Below are 26,840 nucleotides of genomic sequence, written 5' to 3'. Positions count from 1 at the left end.
ACTCCCCCTCAGACGTTCTCCCGTGCGAGGGTACCCGCAGCGTCGTCGGCCTGCTCGCGGGGCGAACGCTCGAGAAGCACCGAGATGTCCGGGGTCTGCGACACCCAGTTCGGCGGCAGTGCGAACGTGAAGATCTTCTTCCACACGGATGCCACCTGGGCGGTGAGGCCGCGGCTGTTGTACGGCAATCCGTACTGTTCACACAGCTCCCGGACACGCGGCGCGAGTTCCGGGTATCGGTGCGCCGGCAGGTCGGGGAACAAGTGGTGCTCGATCTGGTGCGACAGGTTGCCCGACATGATGTGGAACAGTGGCGATCCGGAGATGTTCGCGCTGCCGAGCAGCTGGCGCACATACCACTCGCCGCGCGTCTCCTCGGCCGTCTCGTCCTCGCTGAACGACTGCACGCCCGACGGGAAGTGGCCGCAGAAGATAATCGAATACGCCCACACGTTGCGCACCACGTTCGCGGTCGCGTTGCCGACCAGGGTCGGCACGAACAGCGGGCCGGTGAGCAGCGGGAACGCCACGTAGTCCTTGACGACCTGACGACGCGCCTTGCGCCACCAGCCCTGCGCGAGCGGAAGGACGTCTCGCCACGACCGGGTACCGGCGACGATGTTCTCCGCCTCGGCGTCGTGCATCATCACTCCCCACTCGAACAGCAGCATCAGTGCGGCCGCATAGACGGGGTTGCCGAGGTAGTACGGGTGCCATTTCTGGTTGGGGTCCATCCGCAGGATCCCGTACCCGATGTCACGGTCCTTGCCGACGATGTTGGTGAACGTGTGGTGCATGTAGTTGTGCGAGTGCCGCCACTGGTCCGAGGGGCACACGGTGTCCCACTCGAACGTGCGCGAGTTCAGCGACGGCTCCCTCATCCAGTCGTACTGGCCGTGCATCACGTTGTGCCCGATCTCCATGTTGTCGAGGATCTTCGACACGCTCAGTGCCGCGACCCCCGCAACCCACGCGGGCGGGAAGAAGCCGAGGTACATCAGGCCGCGGCCGGTGACCTCGAATCCACGCTGCGCCTTGATGATGCGATAGATATATTCACGGTCCTCGTCGCCGAGCGACGCCACGGTCTCCTCGCGCAACGCGTCGAGTTCGCGGCCCAGTTCGTCGATGTGTTCCCGGGTGAGCACCAGCGGTTCGGGATCCGCGGGCGCGGAGGATCCCGAGAGGAACGGCAGGAAGGGAATAGAGGGCAGGGACAATCCGAACATGGTGTCCTCCAGTGGTATCGGTCTGGATGCTGTGGAGTCGAGCGTCAGAGATCGACGGCGACGTCGCCGACCGGGGCGTTGATGCAGATCTGGATTCGCGTTCCGGGCTCCGAATCGAGTTCACCGGTCCGCACGTCGCGGGTGCAGCCGGAGAGCCGGACAGCCGTGCACGAGTGGCAGATTCCCATCCGGCAACCGTGCTCGGGTGTCAGACCCGCGTTCTCGGCGTGCTCGAGAACCGTCACGCCGGTGTTGTCGGCGACGACACCCGACGAGGCGAACGACACCGTGCCGGTGGCGTCGTCCGGATCGACCGTGTAGGTCGGCGGTGTGAATTCCTCGACGTGGACGAGGTTCTCGGCGCCGTCTCGGGCGTAGACGTCCCGAACACGGGACACCAGGCCCGCAGGCCCGCACACGTAGACCGGAGTATCGGCGAACCACGGTGCGACAGCCTGGAGGTGGGCGGCGTCGAAACGCCCCTGGAGAGCGCCGTCACCCGACCGGGTGTACACGAGAACGACCTCGACGTTGGGGAGCGCCGCGAGGGCATCGAGTGCCTCGCGCCGCGGGACATGCGCCGGAGTCCGGGCGTAGTACAGAAACGTGACCGCACCGGTGTGCCCTTCGGCGGCGAGTCCCTCGAGCATCGACAGCACCGGGGTGATCCCCGATCCACCGCCGATGAGGATCAGTCGCTCGGATCGCGGTGTCGGGAGCACGAAATCGCCCGCCGGTTCACCGAGTTCGACGACGAGTCCGGGTTGCGCGTGTTCGTAGAGGTGGCGGGAGACGATCCCGTCCGGGTGCAACCCCACCGTGAACACGATCGGCCCGCTTCCGTCGCGTACCGCACCGGGTGCGTACGCGGGTGAATAGGTCCGGGTGTGCCGCACGCCGTCGACCGTGATCGACAGCGGAACGTGGCTTCCCGGTTCGAACCGCACGGGCCGCGCCGGGCTGACGGTGAACGTCACCGATCCTGAGGCATTTCGGTCCACGTGTGTAATCCGAGCACGGGTGACGGAAGTGGCGAGCAGAGGATCGACAAGCTCGAGGTACCGATCGGGATGATGCGGACTCGAGAGGGTCCCCAGGGCGCTGACGAGCACTTTTCGAGCGAAGGTCCGCGCATGGTCTACAGGGGGGAGGTGGCGCGCAATCATTGGTGCCTGCCTTCCGAACGACATCGGATTCTGAGTGCACATCCGTGCACTCAAGTAAGTGTGACAGGCGGTAGCTCCCCCGTGTCAACCTGTTTGTGACCCCGATTACACCCGCTGCCCGTGCCGACCACCGATCTGCCTACACTCGAACCGTGTCCGCAGCACCCGCCCCGTCCTCCACGACCCGAGCACAGCGCAAAGAACGCACCCGTCAGGCACTTCTCGACGCGGCGCTCGAGCTGTCCTCGGACCGGGGTCTTGCCGGCGTCAGCCTGCGCGAGGTCGCCCGGCACGCCGGAATCGTGCCGACCGCGTTCTACCGCCACTTCGCCTCCATGGAGGAACTCGGCGTCACCCTCGCCGCCGATACGATGCGGGTGCTGCGACGCCTGCTGCGCGACGCGCGACGCTCCCCCGGTCCCGCCACCGCCCGCGAGTCACTCCGCATCCTGGTGCGTGAAGTGCGGGTACACGAGCCCGCGTTCCGCTTCCTCGCGCGTGAACGCCACGGAGGCCAACCTGAAGTCGCGCGCGCCATCACGACCGAACTGCGTTTGCTCGCCGGCGAACTGGCCGCAGACCTCGCCCGCACACCCGGGCTCGAACAGTGGCCGTTCGACGACCTCGAGATGGTCGCCGACCTGCTGGTCACCGCGATGCTCGACGTCGTGCTGGAACTGCTGTCGGTGCCACGGCCCGGCAGCCCCGAGGAAGCAGAAGTGATCACTCGCGCGGAAAAACAGATGCGGCTGATCCTGCTCGGCATGGCCGCCTGGAAGCCGACGCACAACTGACCCGACCTCCGTACCGTGGAGGTCATGAGCGGAAACGCCGAAACGACACTGGGCGATCTGACCTTCGATGTCCGGGTTGCGGGACCACCCGGCGGCCCTCCGGTGGTGCTGCTGCACGGTTTTCCCGAGACCGCACGGAGTTGGACGGCCGTCGCCCGCCTGCTCGTACGCGACGGATACCGGGTGATCGCACCCGATCAGCGCGGCTACTCTCCCGGTGCACGACCCGAGGGCGTCGTCCATTACGAGATCTCCGCCTTGGCCGGAGACGTGATCGGGCTGCTCGACGATTTCGAGATCGAGCAGGCTCACCTCGTCGGACACGACTGGGGTGCCGCGGTCGCATGGCACACCGCCGCGCACCACCGGGACCGCGTCTCCACGCTCACCGGGTTCTCGGTGCCGCATCTCGCTGCGTACGGCTGGGCACTGCGGGAGGACGACGACCAGCGCGCCCGCTCGTCGTACATCCAGCTGCTGCGCATGGAGGACAAGGCCGAATCCGTGTTGCTCGAAGACGATGCCCGGAGGCTGCGGGCGATGTTCGATCCGAGCGTCGACCGCGACTCGGTGGACCACTACGTCCGGACGCTGTCCCGTCCGGGCGCGCTCACCGCGGCACTGAACTGGTATCGCGCCATGTCGCCCGAGTGGGAATCGACCCCGCCGGTGCAGGTGCCGACGACCTACGTCTGGAGCACCGGGGACTCGGCGATCGGTTCCGCCGCGGCGGAGCGGTACCACGAATTCGTCGATGCCGATTACGAATTCGTCGTACTTCCGGACGTCTCGCACTGGATTCCGGAAGAAGCACCCGCCGCCGCCGCCGACGCCATCCGGCGCCGGGCCGGAACCGCGGCAGGCGGCTGACCGCTCACCGGCGAGATTCTGTCAGCGGTAGTTCGGATTGTTGAACTCCGGTATCTCGATGCTGATGGGCCGCAACTCGGACATGTAGAGCAGCACGAACTGACGGAGCAACTCGTCGAACGTCCAATACGCCTCGGGAGCGAGCGGAAGCGGGAGCAGCCCCTCACGGACCGCGACGAACGGTCCCCACGCGACGTCGAGGAGGGTGCCCCACACCGGCTCCCGGGGAATGTTCAACCAGTCGGCGATCTCGTTTCCGAGCATGAAACGAGTCAGGGCACCCAGGATCGGCCGGGTCAGCAGCGTGAAGTCGAGTCCCGCACCGAGATCGAGCAGGATGTCGGCGAGCTTGATGCCCTCCGGCGTGGGAGCGAGGATCGGATCCAGCACCTCCACGGCCTGGGATTCGGCCTGGTCCCACGCGGCGGGTATGTACTGGTCCTCGATGCCGAGCATGTGGGCACTGATCTGCCACGAGTGCAGGAAACCGTCGGCTTCGGCAGCCGCAATGGGCACCTTCCATGCCTTCAAGGTGCGCATGACCGTGGTGGGCAGGCTGTGCCAGGTCACCATCATGTCGTGCTGGCTGATCGGGATGTTCTCGGGAGCGGCGTGCTCCCAGTGCGGAGACTGCGGCAGGAGATGACGAACCGCAGCATGAACCAGCCTGGTCTTCACGGCGGTCACTGCCATTTCGCCGTCGGGTAGGTAGGCGTTGCGAGTTCCGATGTCGTATCCCAGCTTTGCCGTTTTCGAGATGCGGCGCTTCATGTTCGCGCCGCCCTGGGAGTAGTAGACAGCGAGCGCTTCCTTGGGTATGACCGTGCTCATCATGCCGCTGGCGAAGCCGTAGAGGACGCCGAGATACAACCCGCGCTTCTCGTTGAAACGCACGGCTGTCTCGAGCTTGCCCGGATCCGCCCAGGCCGGCAACTGCCGCGCCTCCTCCATGAACTCTTTCAGGTCCCCCGGCAGGCCGTCGGGGAGCGGCTGGCCGTTCTTGGTCCAGGTCCGGAGGAGTTCGTTGACTCTCGGCACATCCCCGCGGTCCAGCAGCGAGGCCACCAGCGGATCGGCCTCCGTGTCCCATACCGTCCTCGGATCGGCACCGCTCCCCGCGCCGGGAATCGACCCGGCGGGCGACCATCTCCACGGCTGCGCGTGGGCAGGAGCGGCAAGCGAGAACGCTCCCAGTGCGCCGAGTGCGCCGCTCAGTTCGAGCATTCTGCGTCTACTCAGATTCTCCATCGGTACCTTCCCCGGCCGGCAGATGATGCAATGAGACATATTTTGTGTCTCTGTAACATCAGACCACAATCGCCCTTCCCGGGCGGGGGTTTTCCGACAGGCGCCGCAGTAGACTCGGGATCCCAGGAGGACACCGTGGAACAAGCCCCGCTCGTCCGCAGCACAAACGTGGAGTCGCTGCTCGATCGCGCATATCACGACGCCGTCGAACAGCCCGGCGACGAGGACCGCACCCGCACGCGACTCCTCGACGCCGCATACGAGCAGTTCTGCCGCCTCGGCATCCAGCGCTCCTCGATGGAAGACATCGCGCGGCGCGCACAATTGTCGCGGATCACGGTGTACCGGAAGTTCGAGTCGAAGGACGCTCTGGTCGATCAAGTGGTCCTTCGTGAGATCCGCCGCTATTTCACGCGGTTCCTCGACGACATCGCACGTGCCGACACCGCCGCCGATCGCGTCGTCGCCGGCTTCGTCAGTTCACTCCACGCCGTCCGCACCAACCCGCTCATCGGCGGTCTCCTCGAGACGGAACCCACGTTGCTCGCCGGTTCCGTGGTGGGCAACGGGGAAGAAATGCTGGCAACCGTACGGGCTTTCGTCGCGGGCCAGCTTCGCCGTGAACAACAGGCCGGCAACATTTCTCGCGCGCTGGATACGGATCTGGTCGCCGAGATGATGGTGCGGATCTCCGCATCCTTCCTCACCTATCCCAGCCGTCTGGTCGATCTCGACGACGATGCCCAGCTGGCGCGAATCGCACGCCGGTTTCTCGTGCCGATGCTGGATCCGGCCGACTCGTCCGGCCCTACCGTGTAGATCCGCCGATCGGCGTACACGAGCTCACGGACGGGCGTGCGCGTCGGGCGCGCGAACTGCGAGAAGCGCCGCGAGACCGATCGCGAGCACGAGCAGGAGACCGACGATGCCGGCGCGGTCGGTGGCGAACCACCATGCGAAGAATCCGAACAGCGTCGGCGCGAGGAACGACACCGCACGACCGGTCGTCGCGTAGAGGCCGAACATCTGCCCTTCCCGCCCGGGCGGCGTGAGCCTGACGAGGAACGTGCGGGCCGACGACTGGGCGGGGCCGACGAACAGGCACAGCACCAGTCCGAAGATCCAGAACATCGTCGGACCGGAGACCACCAGCAGCACCGTTCCCGCCGCGATCATCGCGATCAGCGAGCCCACGATGACGGTTTTGGGGCCCAACCGGTCGTCGATGCGCCCGGCGGCGAGGGCACCGAGGGCCGAGACGACGTTGGCCGCGACGCCGAAGAGCAACACATCCGCCGCGCTGATCCCGTACACGTTGACGGCCAGCACCGCACCGAAGGTGAACACACCCGCCAAACCGTCCCGGAACAGCGCAGATGCGCCGAGATACCAGATGGTGCGGCGGTCGACCCGCCACAGCTCACGCAGATCGCGCCAGAGCACGCGATAGGACTCGACGATGCCGACCCGACGTGTCTCGTCGCCCCGCTCGACCGGTTTTTCCGGTATCGACCACAGCACAGGCAGCGCGAAGACTGCGAACCACACCGCTGCCAGCAACGCCACGAGGCGGATGTTGGCACCGCCGTCGGTGGAGATCCCGAACAGACCGCGCACGTCTCCGTCGCCCGAGATGAAACCGGCATAGCACACCAGCAGCAGCACGATCCCGCCGAAATAGCCCATGGCCCAACCGAATCCGGAAACTCGTCCGAGATTGTCCTCGGTGGAGACCTGCCGCAGCATCGCGTTGTACGGGACCTGCGCAAGCTCGGCGGCCACGGATGCGGCACCGAGCAGCACCAGACCGAGCCAGAGATAGCGGTAGTCGTCGCGCACGAAATACATGCCTGCCATCGCCGCGACCGTCAGCGCAGTCAATATCGCGAGCGAACGTTTCCGGCGTCCCGCCGCGTCGAACCTCTGTCCGAAGATCGGTGCCGTGACGGCGATGATCGCACCCGAGATACCCAGTGCCCACCCGAGCCACGAGGTCGCAGAGACGGTGCCGGGCAGGTCGTCTCCCACCGCATCGGTGAGATAGACCGAGAAGACGAAAGTGAGGATCACCGCGTGGAACGCGGACGATCCCCAGTCCCACAGACCCCACGCGAAGACCTGTCTGCCCGTCGCGGCACCCCCGGCCCCGGCCGGAGCGTGCGTGTGTGCGCTCATGGTGCGCAGCCTAAGCCGCTCGGGACCGATCGTCCCCGCACCGGCGTCGCGAGTCGCACCCGGCCGACACCGCGGACCCGTCCCGCCCCGATCCCGCTAGGCTGACCCACCGTGACTCTGCCGAATCCCCATCCCGATGCCCGCGCCGTCGTCACCGGAGCTTCTTCCGGTATCGGCGAAGCCCTCGCCACCGAACTCGCCGCACGTGGGCACTCCCTGATTCTCGTCGCACGACGAGGCGAGGTCATGGAATCCCTCGCCGAGACGTTGCGCACCGAGCACGGCGTCGCCGTGGAGGTACGTGCCTGCGACCTGTCCGACCGCGACGCGCGCGCAGTCCTCGTCGGCGAACTCGCCGGACGCCGCATCAGCATTCTCTGCAACAACGCGGGAATCGCCACCTTCGGTGCGGTGGCCGAACTCGACCCGGCGTACGAACGCGCGCAGGTCGAACTCAACGCCGTCGCGGTGCACGATCTCACCCTCGCGGTGCTGCCGCAGATGGTCGAGCGCAGGTCCGGTGCAATCCTCATGGTCGGGTCTGCTGCCGGCAACATGCCCATCCCCCACAACGCGACCTACGCCGCGACCAAGGCCTTCGTCAACACGTTCTCCGAGTCGCTGCGCGGCGAGCTCAAAGGCACCGGCGTCCACATCACGCTTCTCGCTCCCGGACCGGTGCGCACCGAGGAACCCGACCCTGCCGAGGCGTCGATCGTCGACAAACTCGTGCCCGACTTCCTGTGGATCTCGAGCGCCCACACCGCCAAGGTGTCGCTCGACGCCCTCGCTGCCAACCGGATGCGCATCGTGCCCGGTGTGATCAGCAAGGCGATGTCGGCGGCGGGACAGTTCGCCCCCCGGTCGGTCTCCGCACCGATCGCCGGTGCCTTCTACCGCAAACTCGGGTCGGACTAACGCCTGCGGCGGCGTCCGGTTCCGAAAATGCTGCGGCCGATCTCCCGGCCCGCCGCGGACGCCGCCGACCGCAGGAAGCTCTTGACCGCCGGACTCCCGAGTGCCTGTTCGATCGTCGACGGCTCGTCGTCGCGTGCAGACTCCGGCAGGACCTCGTCGGCACCCGCGGGCAGCGGCGAGGCCTCGAACTCCGGATCGACATCCGGGGCGCCGGCCACCGACGCGGACAGCTTCTCGTACGCCGATTCACGGTCGACGGTGCGGCCGTACTTCCCGTAGAGCGGGCTGGACTGGGCGGCCGCAAGGATCGCGTTCTCCCCCACCGACCCCATCCGGGAGCGAGGCGGCCGGATCAGCGTCCATGCCACAGGTGTGGGCGCGCCGGTCTCCGACAGCACCGTCACAACCGCTTCCCCGGTTCCGAGCGCGGTCAGTGCCTCGCCGAGGTCGTACGCGTCCGTCGCCGGATAGGTGCGAACGATCTTGTCCAGCGCATCGCGATCCTCCGGGGTGAACGCACGCACTGCGTGTTGGATACGAGCCCCGAGCTGAGACAACACCGGCCGGGGCACATCCGAGGGCAACTGGGTGCAGAAGATGATCCCCACGCCCTTCGAGCGGATCAGCTTGACGGTCTGCTCGACCTGACGCAGGAACGCCTTGGACGCGTCGGTGAACAGCAGATGCGCCTCGTCGAACACGAACACCAACTTCGGCTTCTCGAGGTCCCCGACCTCCGGCAGAGCCTGGAACAGGTCCGCGAGCAGCCACATCAGAAATGTGGAGAACAACGCCGGCTGTGTCGCTCGATCGCCGAGTTCGAACAGGCTGATGACGCCCTGGCCGTCGACGAACCGGAGCAGATCCTCGGTCTCGAATTCCGGCTCGCCGAAGAAGGTGTCGCCCCCGGCGTGTTCGAGATTGACGAGCGCGCGCAGGATCACCCCGGCTGTGGCTCCGGACACCCCGCCGATGCTCTTGAGATCGGCCTTTCCCTCGTCGCTCGTCAAGTGCCTGATGACCTCGCTCAAGTCCTTCAGGTCCAGCAACGCCAGCCCCCGCTGGTCGGCCCAGTGGAAGATCAGGCCGAGTGTGGACTCCTGGGTCGCGTTGAGTTCGAGCACCTTGCTCAGCAGGATCGGTCCGAACGACGTGACGGTCGCACGGACCGGGATGCCCGCCCCCTCGGTGCCGAGCGAATAGAACTGCACCGGATATCCACGCGGCTCCCACGACTCGTCGCCGGTGTCGATCGCGCGCGCGACGATCTTCTCCTCGATCACGCCTTCTCCGGTGAGACCGGACAGATCGCCTTTGACATCGGCCATCACCACGGGCACTCCGGCGGACGACAGCTGCTCGGCGATCAACTGCAGTGTTGCGGTCTTGCCCGTTCCGGTGGCGCCCGCCACGAGCCCGTGCCGGTTCATCGTGGCCAGAGGGATGCGCACCTTCGCCGACGGATCGGCCACGCCGTCGAGTACGACGGCGCCGAGTTCGAGCGCGGGACCTGTCGCCGCGTACCCGGCGGCGATCCGTGCGGCCGCGCCCGCCGGCGTGGACTCGTCGTCGTGGTGGTCGGGGAGCTCGGTGTCGTCCGGCATACGGATGCTCCTTACGGCGCGCGTGTGACCACTGCAATGCCACTGCCGACCTTAACTTGTCCGACGCCTGACTACGCTGTATCTCGTGCAGGACAAACTCGTATGGATCGATTGTGAGATGACCGGACTGCGGCTCGACAGCGACAAGCTGATCGAGATCGCGGCACTGGTGACCGATAGCGAACTCAATGTGCTCGGCGAAGGCGTGGACATCGTCATCCATGCCGACGACGAAGCACTCGCGGCGATGCCGGAGGTCGTGCAGCAGATGCACGCCCGCTCGGGGCTCACCGAGGAAGTGCGCCGCTCGACGGTCGGGCTCGCGGAAGCCGAGAAGCTGGTGCTCGACTACATCCGCGAACACGTCGGGGAAGCAGGCACGGCGCCGCTCGCCGGTAACTCGATCGGCACCGATCGTGGGTTCATCACCCGCGACATGCCCGAACTCGACAGCTACCTCCATTACCGGATGGTGGACGTGAGTTCGATCAAGGAGTTGTGCCGCCGCTGGTACCCGCGTATCTACTTCGGGCAGCCGGAGAAGGGGTTGTCGCACCGGGCACTGGCCGACATCAAGGAGTCGATCCGCGAACTCCGCTACTACCGGCGTACCGCCTTCGTTGCCGCACCCGGACCGTCCCCCGAGGACATCGCCGCGGTCGTGGAGGACCTCGGACCGGCCTGACCTGCCGATTCGTTATTTCCGGCAAAGTCACGCTAGTATCTCTACCGCAGGCGCAAGCGGCCCCGGCCACATGCGAATGCGATGGTGAGTGTAGTTCAGTTGGTAGAGCACCAGGTTGTGATCCTGGCTGTCGCGGGTTCGAGTCCCGTCACTCACCCGATAGAAGGCCCCCGACCGGCGATCCCGGTCGGGGGCCTTTTCCGTTGCCGTGATGTCCCGGCCGCAGGACGCAACCTTCGTTTCCGGTCGTTATCGATCTGCGAGTACGCGCGCGACGAACGGCGTGGAGTCGAGTGCCGAGAGCTCGATGACCGTGAGGTGATCGGCGTCGTATACGCGGTAGTCGACGTCGGCACCCCCGGCGGACATGTCGGCGGCGAGCTTTGCAGACAACGGCAACGGCACCACCCTGTCGTCCACACCGTGACCGAAGAACAGGGGACGGTCGTAGCCGGTGGTGGGGACGGCGAGGTACTCGGCCAGAGCGGCGGGGAGGTCGCCCTGCGACAGCGGACGTGCGGGCAAGTCGCCGATTCCGGTATCCCGCACGGACGCGTTGAGCTCGCTGATGCAGAGAACTTCCGCTCGGTCCAGCACCTCGCGGCCGGCCGGGGTGAGGTAGCCGTCCACGTCGACCTGCGGATAGGCGTCGCGGAGGCCGGCGAACAGATAGCCGCTGAATGCCGTCAGTCCCGAGAGGCCGGGATCCGGGAAGCCCGGCACGCCCAGGATGAACAGGTTCTCGAGGTTGGCGGGCACTCCGGTCGCGACCGTGCCCCGGAAGTCCAGTTCGGGGGCACGCCGCGTCGCGATGTGCGCGGTGTGGACTGCGGCGTGGCCACCCTGCGAATGACCGACCACCACCCACCGCTCGGAGAGCGGGGCGCCGGTGGCACGTGCGGCGCGGACGCTGTCCACGATGCTGTTCGCGGCGCTCGGCCCGTCGAGGTAGCGGTGCAGGCCTTCCGAGCCCAGCCCCGGATAGTCGGCGGCCACCACGGCGTATCCCTGGTCGAGCCAGTGCCGGAGGTACGACTTCTCGCGTGCCGGCCGAGGCGTCTCGGTGGTGAATGCGCAGTCGTCGGCTATACCGACGGTGCCGTGCGCCCAGGCGACCACAGGGAATCCGCCCTCCGGCGCTGTTCTCTCGGGCAGGAACAGCGCGCCGGTGGCGATCGTGGCCTCTCCGGAGCGCCACTCGGTGCGGTATTCGAGCTTTTCCGCGATCGGCGCACCCGGGAGGGACAACTCGGGCGGGAGTGGCTGCACCGACACAATCTCTCCCGGCGGCGGAGAACCCGCCGGCTCGGCACCCGCCGGCGGCGCCGTCACGGAGGCCACCAGCACCGTCGCGATCACAGAGGGGATCCACCACGATTCCCGATCCCGGACTCGCATCATGGACGCCTCCTCGAGATCGGGACGACGGGTCAGGTATCGGCGTTGCCGGCCTTCCACGTCGACCACGGGATGTTCCAGTCGCCGAGGCCCTCGGTGCCCTCCAGGGTTCCGCCGACGGTGTTCCGGACTATGACGATGTCGCCGCGCTTGGTGTTGTCGAAGATCCACTTGGCATTCGCAGGACTCAGATTGAGACAGCCGTGGCTCACGTTGCGCACGCCCTGGTCACCGAGCGACCACGGCGCCGAGTGGAAGAAGATGCCGCTGTACGACATGCGGGTCGCCCAGTCCACCGGCGTGCGGTAGCCCTCGGGCGCATCCGTCGGAACCCCGTAGGTCGAGGAATCCATGATCAGGTGCTCGAAGCGGTCGCCGATGACGTACACCCCGTTCGGGGTGGGGGCGTCGTCCTTGCCGAAAGACGTGGGCATCGTCATCACGTCGGCGCCGTTGCGGTTGACGGTGACCTGCTTGGTGTTGTCGTCGGCGGTGATGACCACCGCGTCACCGATCGTGAACGAGGAGTGGACGTCGTCCTGGCCGAACAAGCCGTCGCCGAGATCCTTGCCGTAGACGTCCACGTCCACCGTGACGGTCGTGCCGGGTGTCCAGTACTGCTCGGGACGCCAGCGCACCTCCCGGTTGCTGAGCCAGTAGAAGGCGCCCTCGACCGGAGGGTCGGTCACCACGGTGATCGCTTCCTCGGCCGCGCGCCGGTCCGGAATGTTCTCGTCGAACTGGACGGCCACGGGCTGCCCGATACCGACGACCGCCCCGTCGCCGGGCATCACATACGGCTGGGTCAGATTGCCCGGCGCCGACGTGGTGAAGGACGCGACGGTCGTTGCCGACCCGCCCAGACCGTAGGCGACGGTTTCGAGGGTGTACTCCCGGTTGTACCCGAGCGGTTCGGTGTTGACCCACGACAGGCCGTCCGGGGCGAGTTCACCCGCGACGGGTTCCCCCGCGGGAGTGAGCAGCGTCACGGAGTCGAGTTTTCCGTTGATCACCGACACCGTCACGGGGTCGATCGGGGAGAACCCGATGTCCCCGTCGGTGACGCTGGACGAGACAGTGGGCTTGATCAGTGCCGCAAGAGGATTGGAATCGATCGGCACCTCGTCCGCGCCGGAACCCGATCCGCCCGAGCATGCGGTGACGAACGCCATGAGCCCGACGAGCAACATCCCGAGCACCGCCCCGGCACTTCGCCGCCGAGGATGCGTCACACTTCCAGCCTTCACTGCCATTCTCCGATTCCGCCCCTCCCCACAAGGCACCGAAATTGCACGTCATACGTCCTGTTCAGATGATGCCAGTCGGTCGTCCGTCTCGACGACCGACTCCCCCCCTGTCGATAACGTTCCGATGACAATCGGTCTCCGCTGCGCGTTCGTTACATGCCTTCGCCGCGGAAATCGCTGTGACCAGCCGATTTGGTGCGGTAGTCGAAGGTGTGTAATCTTCTTTTCGTCGCCGGGACAACAGCCCGGAGACACCAGCCAAGCGCCATTAGCTCAATTGGCAGAGCAGCTGACTCTTAATCAGCGGGTTCGGGGTTCGAGTCCCTGATGGCGCACCACAAAGATCCCCTTCCGGCAACGCCGGTAGGGGATCTTTCGTTTGCGCGACCGGAACTGTGATGTTCCCCAAACGCACTGTGCCCGCGCCATCGGCGCGGGCACAGTGTTCGGGTCGGGTGTGTCAGCGCAGGATCTTGCGCAGCACCAGCAGACCCACCACGGTGCCCGCCGCCACCAACGCGTACTTCTTCACCGCCGGCTGGTTGATCTTCGCGACGAGCGTCTGCTTCGTGCTCGCCACCAGATTCTTCGGGTTGGCGCGAACGCTCAGTTCGTCCAGCGTGCCCGCGAGCTGGTTCCGGGCCTTTTCGATCTCCCGCTCGATGTCCTCGGTGTCCCTACCCACGTGATCCTCCAGAAGGTCGCTGCAGTGTGCTGCGACCACGGTAGTGGACGATCGGTCTACTACTGTCGCGGACATGACCGAAAACAACAGACTCTCCCCCGGCGACCCCGCTCCCGACTTCACACTCCCGGACGCCGACGGCAACGAAGTCTCGTTGTCCGACTATCGCGGACGCAAGGTGATCGTCTACTTCTACCCGGCCGCGAGCACGCCGGGCTGCACGAAGCAGGCGTGTGACTTCCGGGACAGCCTCGCCGAACTCGGTGACGCGGGACTCGACGTGATCGGCATCTCCCCCGACAAGCCGGCCAAGCTCGCCAAGTTCCGCGACAACGAGGGCCTCACATTCCCGTTGCTGTCCGATCCGGACAAGTCGACGCTCACCGCGTGGGGAGCGTTCGGTGAGAAGAAGATGTACGGCAAGACCGTCACCGGGGTGATCCGGTCGACGTTCGTGGTCGATGCGGACGGCAAGATCGAGGTTGCCCAGTACAACGTGCGTGCGACCGGGCACGTCGCGAAGCTGCGACGCGACCTGTCGGTCTAACCGGACCCGAGCGAGCGCATCACCAGAGCTTCGGCGACGGCAAGATTCTCGATTTCCGACGGATCGACACTCTCGTTGGGAGCGTGGATCACGCAGCGCGGCTCCTCCACACCGAGCAGGGCGATCTCGGCGCCCGGTACCGCACGCTGCAGCGCGGTGCACAGCGGGATCGATCCGCCCTGCCCGGCCGAGCCGACGTCGCGGCCGTACGCGGTCTCGAGGGCGGCACGCAACGCCGCATAGCCGGGGCCGTCGGCAGCCGCGCGGAACGGTTCACCGACGACTTCCCGCTCGATGCGCAGGTGTGCGCCCCACGGAACATGTGCTTCGAGGTGTGCGACGAGCGCGTCCTGCGCTGTCAGCGCATCGACCCCCGGCGGCACGCGGAGATTCAGGCGCGCAGACGCGCGCGGCACGATCGCCGCCGCGGACCCCACGACCGGCGGGGCGTCGATTCCGAGAACGGTGAGCGCGGGTCGCGCCCACACCGCGTCGGCCACGGTGGCGGAGGTCGGGAGCGATACTCCCGCGAGCACCCCGGCATCCGACCGGAACCGCTCTTCGGGGTACGGCACACCGTCCCAGGTCGCGGTGGCGTCGAGGCCGTCCACGACGGTGTTTCCGTCGTCGTCACGCAGTGTGCCGAGCAGTCGTACCAGCGCGGCGAGCGCGTCCGGGGCGCCTCCGCCGTACATACCGGAGTGGACGGGGCCGGCGAGGGTTTCGAGGTGAACGACGACGTTCGCCGTGCCGCGCAGGGTGGTGGTCAGAGTGGGCTGCCCTACTTCGGCATTTCCGCAGTCCCCGACGACGATGAGATCCGCGGTGAACAGGTCGGGTCGCGCGGCCACGAGGTGTTCGAGGCCCTCTCCGCCCATCTCCTCCGAACCTTCGACGACCACTCGCACCCCGACGGGCAGCGCGCCGTCCGCGAGCAACGCACGCAGGGCGAGCAGGTGCATCACGATGTTGCCCTTGCAGTCCGCCGCGCCCCGGCCGTACCAGCGGCCGTCGCGTTCGGTGAGCACGAAAGGCGGGCTTTCCCATTCGGATTCGTCGCCGGGAGGCTGGATGTCGTAATGGCTGTAGAGCAGGACGGTCGGTGCTCCGGGCGGAGCCGGGGTGTGACCGATCACGGCATGTGATCCGTCCACCGTCTCGACGAGATCGACCTGTTCGATGCCGGCCGCTGCGAACGCGTCGCACACCCACCGGGCCGCCGCGACGCATTCTTCGACCGGGTATTGGCGCGGGTCGGCCACGGATCGGAACGCGACCAGCGTTTCGAGTTCGCTTCGCGCGGTGCCCATGGAATCCCGCACCCGGTCACGTATCCGCTGCACGGTCTCTGCGTCGGTCATCGAATCTCCTCCTGCGGCCGGGACGACAACCTCCGCGTCGACCCGAGGTGGTCTCCTCACATCCTAGGACCGGGGCCGGTACCGCCACGTGCGCACGCCGCGACGATGTCACCCTTCCGTGTTCCGCGCCCGGAACTCAGCACAAGCCGGGTTATTGCCACTCGCGTACACAGCAAGTGCTCGGTATTCGTGAAGGGTACGGCTAGCCTGGGCGGGTGGAGTCAGCATCGAACAGCCGCCGCGCCCCGCGCCGGATCGACCCGGCGCTCGAGGTCCAGACGGAACCACAAGAGCTTGTGCCCCGCCGGCGGCCCACTCAGGAACGGAGCCGGCGCAAGTTCGACGCGCTGCTCGCCGCGTCCCGGGAGCTGCTCACCGAGGTGGGGTTCGAGTCGTTCACCTGCGAAGAAGTCGCAGCCCGCGCCGACGTACCCATCGGCACGCTGTACCAGTTCTTCGCCAACAAGTACGTGATCGTGTGTGAACTCAACCGCCAGGATCTCGTCGGCGTCCAGGAAGAACTCGCCAAGTTCAACGGCGAGATCCCCTCCGTCGACTGGTTGCGGTTTCTCAACAGCTTCGTCGATCACATGGCCGGATTGTGGGCGACCGATCCCTCCCGGCGCGAGGTCTGGCTCGCGATGCAGTCCACTCCGTCCACCCGGGCCACCGGCGCGATCCACGAGAGGGAATTCGCCGAGCAGGTCGCGCGGATGCTCGCGCCCCTGACTCCCGACACGCCTCGCCCTCGTCGCAAGCTCATGGCCGAGGTGCTCGTCCACGTCGTCTACTCGATGCTGAACTTCTCCGTGCAGGACGACCAGACCCACGCCGAGGCGGTGGCCGAACTCAAGCGCATCATGGTCGCGTATCTCCAAGTGGCCGAGCGTGATTCACGGACACAGGCGAAGAAGCGCAAACGGCGCGAGGAGTCCGAACGGTCCCGGGAGACCGAACCTGCGGGTGCGCACCGCGCGGAGCCCACGCCCTCCTCCCTGAGCTGACCGGCCGCTCCTACCCGTGGCCGTCAGCGGCATCGAGCACCACGAACGCACCGGCCATGTCGCCGTCGTGAGTCAACGACACGTGGATGCACATCCCCGTCAACTGCTCCGCAACCTTGCCGTGCAGCCGGATGCTCGGGCGCCCCCACGCATCGGAGACCACCTCGATCTGCTGGTGGATGGTCTCCGGCAGCACCGGCGGGCGGCCGAACAGTGCGGCCGACCACGCCTTGATCACCGCTTCCTTCGCGGCCCACCGGGCCGCGAAATGCCGCGCCGGATCGGAGCTGCGGGTATTCGCGTCACGGCGCTCCCCCGGCGTGAAGTTCCCCAGCATCGTCGTGCCCGAACGGCTCAACTGCTCGGCGAACTCCGGAACCGACACGAGGTCGAACCCGATACCCGCAACTCCCACCCTGCTGTCCCTGTCCCGTCGTTACTTGCAGCCGGGCAGGCCCGGGCGGTACACGTCGTCGTCGCCGAGTCGTGCATCCGCGTCGAGCAGCACAGCCGCTTCGAGATGACGGGCGGCGGCGGCGGGCACCGCGTCTCCACCGAAACGACGGTCCGCGGGCCGCTGGTACAGCGCCGCACCCCCGGCCATCGCCGACGCCAGGCGCCGCTTGCCGACGACCGTGCGTGCCGCTGCTGCCGCGCGGTACTCCTCACGACGATCTGCCGGGACCGCCTCGACGAACGCCTGCGGGTGCACCACCGCGATCAGCCCGGATACGTGCCCGAACCCGAGGCTCGTCAGCAGGCCTGCCTTGAGCGCATACTGCTCACCGAACCGCAACGGGGTGCGCGGCCACACGAGGTGCTCGAACTCGGCCATCTTCTCGTCGACACAGTCGAGACTGCGGTTCGGCGGGACGACGCCCTGGGTCAGCACCTGGCACAGTCCGACGAGCTGGAACGCTGCCGCACCGCCCTTCGCGTGCCCGGTCAGCGACTTCTGCGACACCACGAACATCGGGTTGCCGTCGCTGCGGCCGAGGGCTCCCGCGAGCCGTTCGTGCAACTCCGCCTCGTTCGGGTCGTTCGCCGCCGTCGACGTGTCGTGCTTGGAGATCACCGCGATGTCGTCTGCGGTCACGCCGAGCTTGCGCAGTTCCTTGGCCAGCCCCGATTCGAGCCCACCGCGACCTGCCCCGAGCGCACCGATGCCGGGCGCCGGGATCGAGGTGTGCACACCGTCGGCGAAGGATCCGGCCCAGGCGACCACACCGAGAACGGGCAGGCCCATCTCGAGTGCGACATCACCCGCGGCGAGCAGGACCGTGCCGCCGCCCGCCGACTCGACGAACCCGCCGCGCCGGCGATCGTTGGCCCGCGAGAAACGACGGTCGTCGATGCCCTTGGCCCGCATGTCGTCCGACTTCGCGGTCGCCGACATGTCGCCGAAGCCGATGATGCCTTCGATACCGAGATCGTCGAAGCCGCCCGCGACGACCAGTTTCGCCTTGCCGAGTTTGATCTTGTCGACGCCTTCTTCCACGGACACCGCAGCCGTGGCGCAGGCCGCCACCGGATGCACCATCGCGCCGTAGCCACCGACATAGGACTGCACGACGTGCGCCGCGATGACGTTCGGCAAGGCTTCCTGCAGGATGTCGTTCGCACGGGACTCACCGAGCAGCGTGTCGATGTAGAGCGATCGCATGGAGGTCATGCCGCCCATGCCGGTGCCCTGCGTGTTGGCGACCAGCGACGGGTGCACCCAGCGCAGCAGTTCCGACGGGGTGAACCCTCCGGTGAGGAACGCGTCGACCGTCGTGACGATGTTCCACAGCCCCACCCGGTCCACCGAGTCCGCCATGTCGGCGGGGATGCCCCACCGCGTGACGTCGAAGCCGGTGGGGATCTGGCCGCCGACGGTGCGGGTCAGCTTCGCCTTGCGCGGCACGCGGATCTCGGTGCCGGCCTTGCGGGTGACCGTCCAGTCGCCGGACTCGGCATCGACCGAAGCGACCGTGTTCTCCGGGTCGGAGTCGACGAAGGCGCGGGCCTCGACCTCGGAACCCACCACGAACGACAGGTCCTTGTCGAGGAAGACCGAGGTCAACAGCGGTGCCGTGTTGTCGGTCATCGCACCGTCGTCGGCGTAGCGGCGGATCCCGCAGCGCTCGACCACCGCGTCGTGGTAGCGATCGGCGATCTCCGCTTCCGGCACCAGCGCGCCGGTTTCCGCGTCGTAGAAGCCCGGCTCGGGCTCGTTCTCCCACTCGATCAGGCCGGTGACCCACGCCAACTCGAGCACACCGGCTGCCGACAGTTCCTCGTCGACCTCCATCTCGAAACGGGTGCGGGCCGAGCCGTACGGGCCGAGTTCACCGGCGCCGACGATGACCACCATGTCGGCGGGATCGATATCGAGTGCGGACCACTCCGGCGTCGGCAGCTCGTCCACACGCGGGGCCGCGGGCAGAGCCGCGATCGTCGCATCCGGGTCGGTGTCCCGGTCGGGTGCGTCCGCGACCTCGGCCGCGTCCCGGGCCTGCTTCGCGAGCGCCGGCAGATCGAGGGCTGCCTCGGCGAGTCCCCCGGTGAGGTCCGCGACCAGCGGCGCCTGCTTCGCGAGTCGCTTGGCCTCCGGTCCGACGAGCTTCAGCAGTTCGGTGGCCATCTCGGACGTGGACCACGTGCGCACGCCGGCCGCCTCGACGGCCTCGACGAGCGGATCGTTGCCGCCCATCAGTCCCGTCCCCCGGACCCAGCCGATGAGCGCGTGCGCCAAGGTGACGCGCTCGGCCCAGGTGCGCTCGGCGCTCCAGCGGGTGACGATCGCGTCGAGTGCCGCCTTGGACTCGCCGTACGCGCCGTCACCACCGAACATCCCACGGTTCGGGGAGCCCGGCAGCACGACGTGCAGATGCGTGTCGACGTCGGTGTCCGCGCCGATGCCGGACAGACCGGCGATCAGCCGTTCCACCGACCACAGCAGAACCCGCATCTCCATCTCGGCGCGAGCACCGGCGTCGGCCAGCGATCCGGCGACACGGGGTGCGGCGAACGGGAACAGCAGGGTGGGTGTGAGCGCATTCTTGATCAGCTTCTTGGTGCCGCCCGCGTTCTCGACGGTGTCGGTGCCGATCCACTCGATCAGCGCGTCGACGTCGGCGTACGACGCCATGTTCGCGGGCACCACCCAGAGGGCAGCACCGGCGCGAGCGTTCCGCGCATAGAGATCCTTGTAGAAACCGAGGCGCGTCGAGTCGAGACGCGACGTGGTGACGACCACCGTTGCGCCGCCCCCGAGTAGCTCGGCTGCGACCGCGGCGCCGATGCCGCCCTTGCTGGCTCCGGTGACGACTGCGACCTCTCCGGTGTACGCGGCGTCGCCCGTGGCCTGGGCGGCGGCCGCGATACGACCGTAGGTCTCGGCCGACACCACGCGGCCCGCGTCGATGGCCTTGGCCCGCCAGAACGCGGCGTGCGCAGCGACCGTCGCGCCCGCACCGTCGAAGCGCTCCACGCCGATCGGGTCCCCGAGCCAGATCCGGGCGAGATCCTCGCGTGCGGTCGCCCAGCGGTCGTCGATCAACACGGCCTTGCGAGCGTCGAAGGCGGGCGCAACCTGCCGGGACCAGTCCGCGCCGAGCTCGGCCGAGACCAACTCGGCGAGTTCGTCGTCGGCCTTGTCGGCCAGGCCGGAAACCTGCTGGTCGAGGCCGAGTTGCTCGAGCACCAGGCGTGCAGCACTCGCCAGGACGCCGTCCCGGCCGGTGATCTGCTCGGTGAACTCCCCGAGTGCCGCGGCGTCGACGGTCGCGCCGGTCCCGCCACCGGCGGACGGCATCGACACGGAGATCCCGCGGCGCGACCCGACGGACTGCACAGCGGCGTCGATCAGCGCGTCCACAGACGCGGTGTCCGCGAGCGCACCCTGCGACAACCCGCCGAGGTCACCGCCGCGAACGGACGTGCCCTCGCGGCTACCGAGCACAACCTCCGCGGTGACGTGCCGGGCCCAGCCCTCGCCGAGTCCCCACACCTTCGCGACCCGGTCGGTGATGTAGCCGGGACGCTTGCCCGACGGGCCGAACACCTTGCGCAGGTGGTCGTTGATCGAATCGGTCAGCACCGGCCCGAACGGGGTGTAGGTACGGGCCAGACGATCGACCGTGCCGGCCAGCGCGCCCATGTCCGCATCCGCAGCACCGTCGATGGCACCGAGCGACAACTCGGAACCGAGGTCGACGAGCAACTGGTTACGACGTGAGGACACGCCGTCGCACAATGCCTCGATCGTGTCCGCGGGGCCGATCTGATCGGGGCGCAGTTTCGTCCACAGGGCGATGAGCACCTTCGTGGCGTCGGCGGCCTTGAACGTGATGTCGTCGGGGGTCGGGCCACCGGCCGGCGCGGCCGGGGCAGCAGCAGGGACCGCGGTCGCAGCGGGCGCGGCCTCGGCGGACGGTGCTTCGGGCTCGTCGTCTTCCAACGGTGCGGGATCCACGTCCGTCGAGTACACGACCGATGCTTCACGCTCGATGTTGAGGACCTCGACGGGCTGACCGAATCGGCCCGGAAGCTTCAACGTCTGCGACGCCAGGTTCGCCACCGTCGGGACGGCACCGAGGCCGATTTCGACGAACCGCTCGACGCCGAGACCACCTTCGGATTCCGGCGCGAACAGCAGGTCCTGCGTTTCGATCCAGCGCACCGGCGATGCGAACTGCCATGCGAGCAACTCGGCCAGCACGACGCGGCACAGCCCGGACCGGTCCGCCGACCACGCGTCGAAGTCGGAGAGGACCTCGGCGAGCGGCTCGGACGGCACCAGATCCGCGATTTCCTGGACGAATTCACGGCTCAGGTCGAACGGCTTGGGCACCAGGTTGGGGATATAGCGTCCCACGAGGATGTCCGGATCGATCTGCTCGGGAAGCAGGTGCAGCAGGCGCTCCCGGAAGTCGTCCACACCGCCGCGCAGCACGGTCGAGTGGAACGGCACGTCGATGCCCGGCACGAGAATGAAGGCGCGCTTGCCGCCGAACTCGGCGACCTTGCGTTCGATCACCTTCTCGAGTGCGTCGAGACCCGCCACCGTGCCCGCGATCGCGTACTGCGATCCTCTCAGGTTCAGATTGACGATCTCGAGGAACTCTCCGGACCGGTCCGCGACCGCGGCGACGAACGCCTCGAGGTCCTCGTCGGCGACGCCGAACTGCGACGGCCGGATCGCCGCCATGCGGTAGTCCGAGCGGCCCTGCGCATCGCGCGGCACGAGAGCGTGCATCGCCGAGCCACGCTGGAAGACCACCTCGAGCACGGCCTCGAGCGGCAGCACACCGGCGACCGCCGCGAGGGCGTTGTATTCGCCGACCGAGTGCCCGGCAAGGAGCGCATCCTCGAGGAACGCGCCGGCCTCACGCAACTCCGCGATCTGCGCGACGCCGAGTGTCGCCATCGCGACCTGCGTGAACTGCGTCAGATGCAGGACGCCGTCGGGGTGCTTGTGGGTCACGCCCCGCGCTGTGAGGACTGTCGGGTTGTCGCGCACCACGGCGAGGATCGAGAACCCCAGAGCCGTGCGGGTGTGCTTGTCGGCGCGATCCCAGATCTCCCGGGCGGCCTGGCTGCGGGCGCGGGCGTCGAGACCCATGCCCGGACGCTGGATGCCCTGTCCCGGGAACGCGTAGACGGTCTTCGGGGCGGCGATGCGCCCGGTGGCCACCATGACCAGATCCCCGTCGACGCGGCAACTCACCTCGACGACCTCGGCGCCGCGATCCGTGGCGATCCGATCGACGCGCACGTCGATCTTCGCGCCCGGCCGGACCATGCCCAGAAAGCGCGTCGTCCACGCGGTCAGTTTCCTCACCGGGAGCTTCGCGTCCGTCTCGGCGGCCGTGACGACCTGCTGAGCGGCCGCCGACAGCCACATACCGTGGACGATCGGGCTGCCCAGCCCCGCCAGGAGCGCGGCGTTGCCGGATGTGTGGATCGGGTTGTGATCCCCCGAGACCCTCGCGAACGCGGTCATGTCGGTGGGGGCGACGATCACCGCATCGCGGCGGCGCCGACGAGGCGTGTCGGTGACATCCTCGCTCAGGGCGCCACCTGCGCGGACCGGATCGGCCAGTTCGGCGCTGCCGGTACGACCGCGAATCGCGAAGCGCTCGACGAGGGTTGCGACGACGTTGTGGCCGGAACCGTCACCGTTGTCGGCGGTGATCACAACGTTCACCTGCACGACACGACCGAGATCGGCGTCGGAGACTCCGGCGACCTCTGCCTTGACACCCAGGAAGGCGGGCTCGGTGGGCAGACCGTTCTTGACGTCGATGGCGTGATCGAGGTGAACGAGATCGAGCATGCCCTCGATGACGGACCGGTCGGCGGTGGTGCGTGCGGCCCCGAGTGCGGCGAACACCGCGGGCCAGCACGCACCGACGAGCACGTCGGGCACGCCGTTGCCGGCGGGAGTCAGGTTCTCGGGCAGGCCCGAACCGGTCACTCCGGCGTGGTCCGCGATCTTTTCCGGCAGCCAGCCCAGGGTGACCCGGGCGGCGCCCTTCTTGACGGCCGGCAGTTCCTGGCCCGCTGCGACGCCGAGCAGCGCAGACATCGCCGCGTCCGCGTCGGTGTCGCTCACGACAGGTGCTCCGCCGGTGCCCACGGACGAGGGCACGGTGATGCGGATGTCGACGGCCTTGTCCCGGGCGAGCGGGACGCGCAACCCGACGTGCCGGTCGTCGAGGACGGTCAGGGTCGCGCCGGTCGGCGCATGCGACGCCGCGGAATCGGATTCCGCGTTCCAGTCGTTCAGGTCGCCGAGACGGTGCACCGGATTGCGGGTCAGGCGACCGGCCCAGTACACGTCCGGGGAGGAGAGCACCGCGTCGAGCACGCCGGGCGCGAGATCGAGATGTCGCCGCGCGACGATCGGCGTCGGCTCGATACCGGCAGCCAGCAACTCGTCGACGGTGGCCTTCTCGAACCGATCGAGCAGTTCACCGACGGGCTCGTCCACTCGCGTGATTCCCGCGACGGCGACGGTGCCGGGGATGACACAGACCTGATCGGCGCCGTAACGAGGGTCGTGTGCCTGCCACAGCGAGTCGGAACGCCACCAGCGGCGAACGTCCCGGTCGATCACGGGCACGAAGTTCACGGGCTTGCCGGGGGTCTTGCACAGCGATACGAAGAACGGCACGTCGGCGGGGTGGAGGACGATCTCGTCCGCGTCGCGGTACTGAGCGGTGAGCGCGTGGAGCGCCGCGTACGGCCGTTCCAGCGTGGCGTCGTCGGCGAACAGCGTCGGAATCGGGCCGCGATCGACGGGGTGCAGGCGTGCCTCGGCGCGCTGCAGCATCGATCGGAAGCGCTCGCGCCACGACACATCGGTCCAGAGGCTGACATGCGTTTCGGCGACGGCGTCGGACAGGTCTGCGCCGCAATCGAATTCGGGTGCATGATCCGCTCCGACGGCGAGCTCGAGGTAGCGGCGCAGCCACTGCAGGTACGTCATGGAGCCGACGTCGCCGAAGTATGGCTTGGCTGTGATGTCGAGGGCGGCGACGATCTCGTCGCGGCGCGCCGCCACGGCGTCGGCGTCACCGGCGACCTCGTCCAGGAGACGGCCCGTGCGTGAGGCCGCGTTGTCGATCTCGTGGATGTCGGCACCGAGCTGACTGCGGCCCGACGCCATACCGCCGGATGCGGTACCCGCACCGACCCAGTCGGGCGTGCCGGGAGTGTCGACGAGCAATTGCTTGACGGCCGGCGCGGTCGTGGCCTCGAGCGTCGCCATCGCCGCGGTGCCGACGAGGATGCCGTCGAGCGGCATCGCCGGGAAACCGTGACGCGTCGCCCAGCGACCGATCAGGTAGTCGGCCGCTTTCTCGGGGGTACCGATACCGCCGCCGACGCACAGCACGAGGTTGGGGCGGGTGCGCAGTTCGGCGTAGGTGTCGAGGAGCAGGTCGTCGAGGTCTTCCCACGAATGGTGACCGCCGGCGCGACCGCCCTCGATGTGGACGATCACCGGGAAGTTCGGAACTTCGTTCGCGATCCGGATCACCGAACGGATCTGTGCGACGGTGCCCGGCTTGAACGCGATGTGCTCGATGCCGGCGTCGCGCAGATCGGAGATGATCTGCACCGCGTCCTCGAGGTCCGGGATACCCGCCGTCACGACGACACCGTCGAACGGTGCGCCTGCCGCGCGGGCCTTCGGCACCAGGCGCTTACCGCCCACATGCAGTTTCCACAGGTACGGGTCGAGGAACATCGAGTTGAACTGCGCCGCGCGGCCGGGCTCGAGCAGGTTCTGCAGGCCCGCGACGTTGTCGGCGAAGATCTGCTCGGTGACCTGCCCGCCGCCCGCGAGTTCGGCCCAGTGGCCGGCGTTCGCAGCGGCCGCGACGATCCGAGGGTCGACGGTCGTCGGCGTCATACCGGCGAGCAGGATCGGTGACCGGCCCGTGAGACGGGTGAACGCCGTCTCCACACCGACGCGACCGTCCGGCAGCGTGATCGGGGTCGGTGCGAACTCGGTCCATGCGCGCGGGATCTCGGGCTCCGCGCCGGGCGTGAGCAGATTGCGCTGGCCACCACGGGTGGACGCGGCGAGGATTCCGACTCCACGGCCGCGCAGTCCGGAACTGGTCATGCGCGTGAGCAGCTCGCCTGGGCCCAGGTCGAGAATCCACGACGCACCCGACTCGAGTGCCGTGTCCACCTGCTCCACCCAGTCGATCGGGGCCACGAGGATCGATTCGGCGAGCGAGCGGGCCAGGTGGGCATCGAGACCGCAGCGGGCTGCCCAATCGGCGACCTGGTCGACGGCGTCCGCCAATGCGGGGTGGTGGAATGCCACCTCGGCCGAGACGGGTTCGAAGGTCGGTGAGAACACCGCGCCGCCACGCTGCTTGGACTCACGTTCGCGGGTCTCGGCAGCGGTGATCTGCTCGCATCGCTGTTGCACGCGCTCGAGCGCGGCCGGCGGACCGGACAGCACGACGCGGCGGCGGGCATTACGGATCGCGACCACCGCACTCCGAGAAGGATCCTGGTCTCGGAAGGTTTCGGCGACGATCGAGCGGAGGCGCTCGGGATCGACGCCGGCGACGGCAAGCATCGGGAACCTGCCCGCGCCCGCGAGAAGACCGCGGCGGCGTCCGACGAGCGCTGCAGCCGCTCCGATGAGCTGAGAGATCGCCAGAATCTCCGTGTCCCTGCGGCCACCGGCGGAGACGGCTTCGACCGCGAGGACACCGGCGGAGTGGCCGATCACGGCGGACGGCGGAACCTCGGTGACGTCGAGCCCTTGGTTCGCCAGCGCACGCAGCGCGGCAAGCTGGGTCAAAAGCACGCCGGGAAGCGACACGGCGGCGGATGTCAGAGTTGCAGCGGTGGGCCCGACGGGAGGGGTGTCCTCGTCGGCGAGTTCGTGCTCGAGGATCCATGCGACGGGGTCGAAGCCCGCGGGGCGCACCACGACGAGATCGGCGGCGACGGGCGCGAGGTGCGCCGCTGCCGCGTTGACGAGGTCGGTCAGCGCGGGCTCGAGGCCGTTGTCACGGGTGAGTTCTCCGAGCGAGTCCAGCCACGGCGCACCCTGGCCACCGAACGCAAGGGCATACGGCTCGCCGGCAAGGAACTTGTCCACCAGAGCACCCCGGGATGCGCCGGCGGCTCCCCGTTCACCGGTGCGTCGTGATGCCTTCGAGTTCCGTCCGTTGTCGCCTGGTGTGGTCTCGTCGATCGTCACGCGTGTATTTCCTCTCCTGGACACCCCTGGTCGAGGCATTCCTGTGGTGCTGCACTGCCGGCGAGGTGTGTCGCACGGACTCGGTGTGCTCTGACGGGCACGCCCAGATTCGCACAGAATCATGAGGGGTTCCTCATGTTTTGCGGCGCACCAAGGCCGCCGCAGCCCCTGGACCAGTGAGTTACCTC

The 26,840-nt window shown here is 67.9% G+C and carries 18 protein-coding genes and 2 tRNA genes; 9 read left to right on the top strand and 11 right to left on the bottom strand.

The window, feature by feature from the left end; genetic code table 11:
- Positions 1 to 8: 8 nt before the first annotated feature.
- Positions 9 to 1,229 (bottom strand): acyl-CoA desaturase, encoded by a 1,221-nt coding sequence (locus tag HF886_RS19310; protein WP_169620449.1) that lies wholly within the window; start codon positions 1,227 to 1,229, stop codon positions 9 to 11.
- Between the two features lie 44 nt (positions 1,230 to 1,273).
- Positions 1,274 to 2,395, bottom strand: a complete 1,122-nt coding sequence (locus HF886_RS19305; RefSeq protein ID WP_169653207.1) for a ferredoxin reductase — start codon at positions 2,393 to 2,395, stop codon at positions 1,274 to 1,276.
- A gap of 152 nt (positions 2,396 to 2,547) precedes the next feature.
- On the opposite strand from HF886_RS19305, the gene HF886_RS19300 reads away from it, so the two are divergent.
- Both HF886_RS19300 and HF886_RS19295 read left to right on the top strand, forming a co-directional pair.
- A complete protein-coding gene (locus HF886_RS19300; RefSeq protein WP_169620447.1) occupies positions 2,548 to 3,189 on the top strand; it encodes a TetR family transcriptional regulator in 642 nt (213 codons plus the stop codon).
- 24 nt (positions 3,190 to 3,213) lie between these two features.
- Positions 3,214 to 4,059 (top strand): alpha/beta hydrolase, encoded by an 846-nt coding sequence (locus HF886_RS19295; protein ID WP_169653206.1) that lies wholly within the window; start codon positions 3,214 to 3,216, stop codon positions 4,057 to 4,059.
- Positions 4,060 to 4,080: 21 nt separating this feature from the next.
- Here HF886_RS19295 and HF886_RS19290 read toward each other — a convergent pair whose 3' ends face one another.
- The gene (locus tag HF886_RS19290) at positions 4,081 to 5,307 is read right to left on the bottom strand and encodes an oxygenase MpaB family protein (protein WP_169653205.1); all 1,227 of its coding nucleotides are present in this window, start codon (positions 5,305 to 5,307) and stop codon (positions 4,081 to 4,083) included.
- 135 nt (positions 5,308 to 5,442) lie between these two features.
- Between HF886_RS19290 and HF886_RS19285 the strand changes: the two genes are divergently transcribed.
- On the top strand, positions 5,443 to 6,126 hold the full coding sequence (locus HF886_RS19285) for a TetR/AcrR family transcriptional regulator (protein ID WP_346765417.1): 684 nt from the start codon (positions 5,443 to 5,445) through the stop codon (positions 6,124 to 6,126).
- Between the two features lie 24 nt (positions 6,127 to 6,150).
- Here the strand turns inward: HF886_RS19285 and HF886_RS19280 are convergent, their stop codons facing one another.
- On the bottom strand, positions 6,151 to 7,482 hold the full coding sequence (locus tag HF886_RS19280) for an MFS transporter (protein WP_169653203.1): 1,332 nt from the start codon (positions 7,480 to 7,482) through the stop codon (positions 6,151 to 6,153).
- A 111-nt stretch (positions 7,483 to 7,593) separates the two neighbouring features.
- Between HF886_RS19280 and cmrA the strand changes: the two genes are divergently transcribed.
- Positions 7,594 to 8,400 carry a mycolate reductase gene (gene cmrA / locus HF886_RS19275; protein WP_169653202.1) on the top strand — a complete coding sequence of 269 codons (807 nt, stop codon included), beginning with the start codon at positions 7,594 to 7,596 and terminating at the stop codon, positions 8,398 to 8,400.
- On the opposite strand, the gene HF886_RS19270 is transcribed toward cmrA, so the two are convergent.
- The gene (locus tag HF886_RS19270) at positions 8,397 to 10,004 is read right to left on the bottom strand and encodes a helicase HerA-like domain-containing protein (protein ID WP_169653201.1); all 1,608 of its coding nucleotides are present in this window, start codon (positions 10,002 to 10,004) and stop codon (positions 8,397 to 8,399) included. The two genes, cmrA and HF886_RS19270, sit on opposite strands and share 4 nt — an antisense overlap.
- Positions 10,005 to 10,089: 85 nt before the next feature.
- Here HF886_RS19270 and orn point away from each other — a divergent pair, with 85 nt between their 5' ends.
- A complete protein-coding gene (gene orn, locus HF886_RS19265; protein ID WP_169653200.1) occupies positions 10,090 to 10,689 on the top strand; it encodes an oligoribonuclease in 600 nt (199 codons plus the stop codon).
- An 84-nt stretch (positions 10,690 to 10,773) separates the two neighbouring features.
- Positions 10,774 to 10,846, top strand: a tRNA-His gene (locus tag HF886_RS19260).
- 92 nt (positions 10,847 to 10,938) lie between these two features.
- On the opposite strand, the gene HF886_RS19255 is transcribed toward HF886_RS19260, so the two are convergent.
- Positions 10,939 to 12,156, bottom strand: coding sequence for a lipase family protein (locus HF886_RS19255; protein ID WP_346765416.1), 1,218 nt, complete (start codon positions 12,154 to 12,156; stop codon positions 10,939 to 10,941).
- A complete protein-coding gene (locus HF886_RS19250) occupies positions 12,120 to 13,259 on the bottom strand; it encodes an Ig-like domain-containing protein (protein WP_240955235.1) in 1,140 nt (379 codons plus the stop codon). The genes HF886_RS19255 and HF886_RS19250 overlap by 37 nt, the downstream gene beginning before the upstream one ends.
- Positions 13,260 to 13,596: 337 nt before the next feature.
- Between HF886_RS19250 and HF886_RS19245 the strand changes: the two genes are divergently transcribed.
- Positions 13,597 to 13,672 (top strand) — tRNA-Lys (locus HF886_RS19245).
- Between the two features lie 122 nt (positions 13,673 to 13,794).
- On the opposite strand, the gene HF886_RS19240 is transcribed toward HF886_RS19245, so the two are convergent.
- Positions 13,795 to 14,019, bottom strand: coding sequence for a DUF3618 domain-containing protein (locus tag HF886_RS19240; RefSeq protein ID WP_169653199.1), 225 nt, complete (start codon positions 14,017 to 14,019; stop codon positions 13,795 to 13,797).
- A 73-nt stretch (positions 14,020 to 14,092) separates the two neighbouring features.
- Between HF886_RS19240 and bcp the strand changes: the two genes are divergently transcribed.
- Positions 14,093 to 14,566, top strand: a complete 474-nt coding sequence (gene bcp / locus HF886_RS19235) for a thioredoxin-dependent thiol peroxidase (RefSeq protein WP_169620438.1) — start codon at positions 14,093 to 14,095, stop codon at positions 14,564 to 14,566.
- Here the strand turns inward: bcp and HF886_RS19230 are convergent.
- Complete coding sequence (locus tag HF886_RS19230) at positions 14,563 to 15,927, bottom strand: dipeptidase (RefSeq protein ID WP_169653198.1); 1,365 nt, start codon at positions 15,925 to 15,927, stop codon at positions 14,563 to 14,565. The genes bcp and HF886_RS19230 overlap by 4 nt on opposite strands.
- A gap of 215 nt (positions 15,928 to 16,142) precedes the next feature.
- On the opposite strand from HF886_RS19230, the gene HF886_RS19225 reads away from it, so the two are divergent.
- Entirely contained in the window at positions 16,143 to 16,931 is a 789-nt protein-coding gene (locus HF886_RS19225) for a TetR family transcriptional regulator (protein ID WP_169653197.1), read from the top strand.
- A gap of 10 nt (positions 16,932 to 16,941) precedes the next feature.
- Here HF886_RS19225 and HF886_RS19220 read toward each other — a convergent pair whose 3' ends face one another.
- Both HF886_RS19220 and HF886_RS19215 read right to left on the bottom strand, forming a co-directional pair.
- Positions 16,942 to 17,346: a holo-ACP synthase gene (locus tag HF886_RS19220; RefSeq protein WP_169620435.1), complete on the bottom strand. Its 405-nt coding sequence runs from the start codon at positions 17,344 to 17,346 to the stop codon at positions 16,942 to 16,944.
- A 21-nt stretch (positions 17,347 to 17,367) separates the two neighbouring features.
- The gene (locus HF886_RS19215; protein WP_169653196.1) at positions 17,368 to 26,652 is read right to left on the bottom strand and encodes a type I polyketide synthase; all 9,285 of its coding nucleotides are present in this window, start codon (positions 26,650 to 26,652) and stop codon (positions 17,368 to 17,370) included.
- Positions 26,653 to 26,840: the final 188 nt, after the last annotated feature.

Origin of the sequence: Rhodococcus sp. 105337 (assembly GCF_012844225.1) — a bacterium.
GTDB lineage: Bacteria > Actinomycetota > Actinomycetes > Mycobacteriales > Mycobacteriaceae > Rhodococcus.
This window is presented reverse-complemented; position numbering and strand designations above follow the sequence as displayed.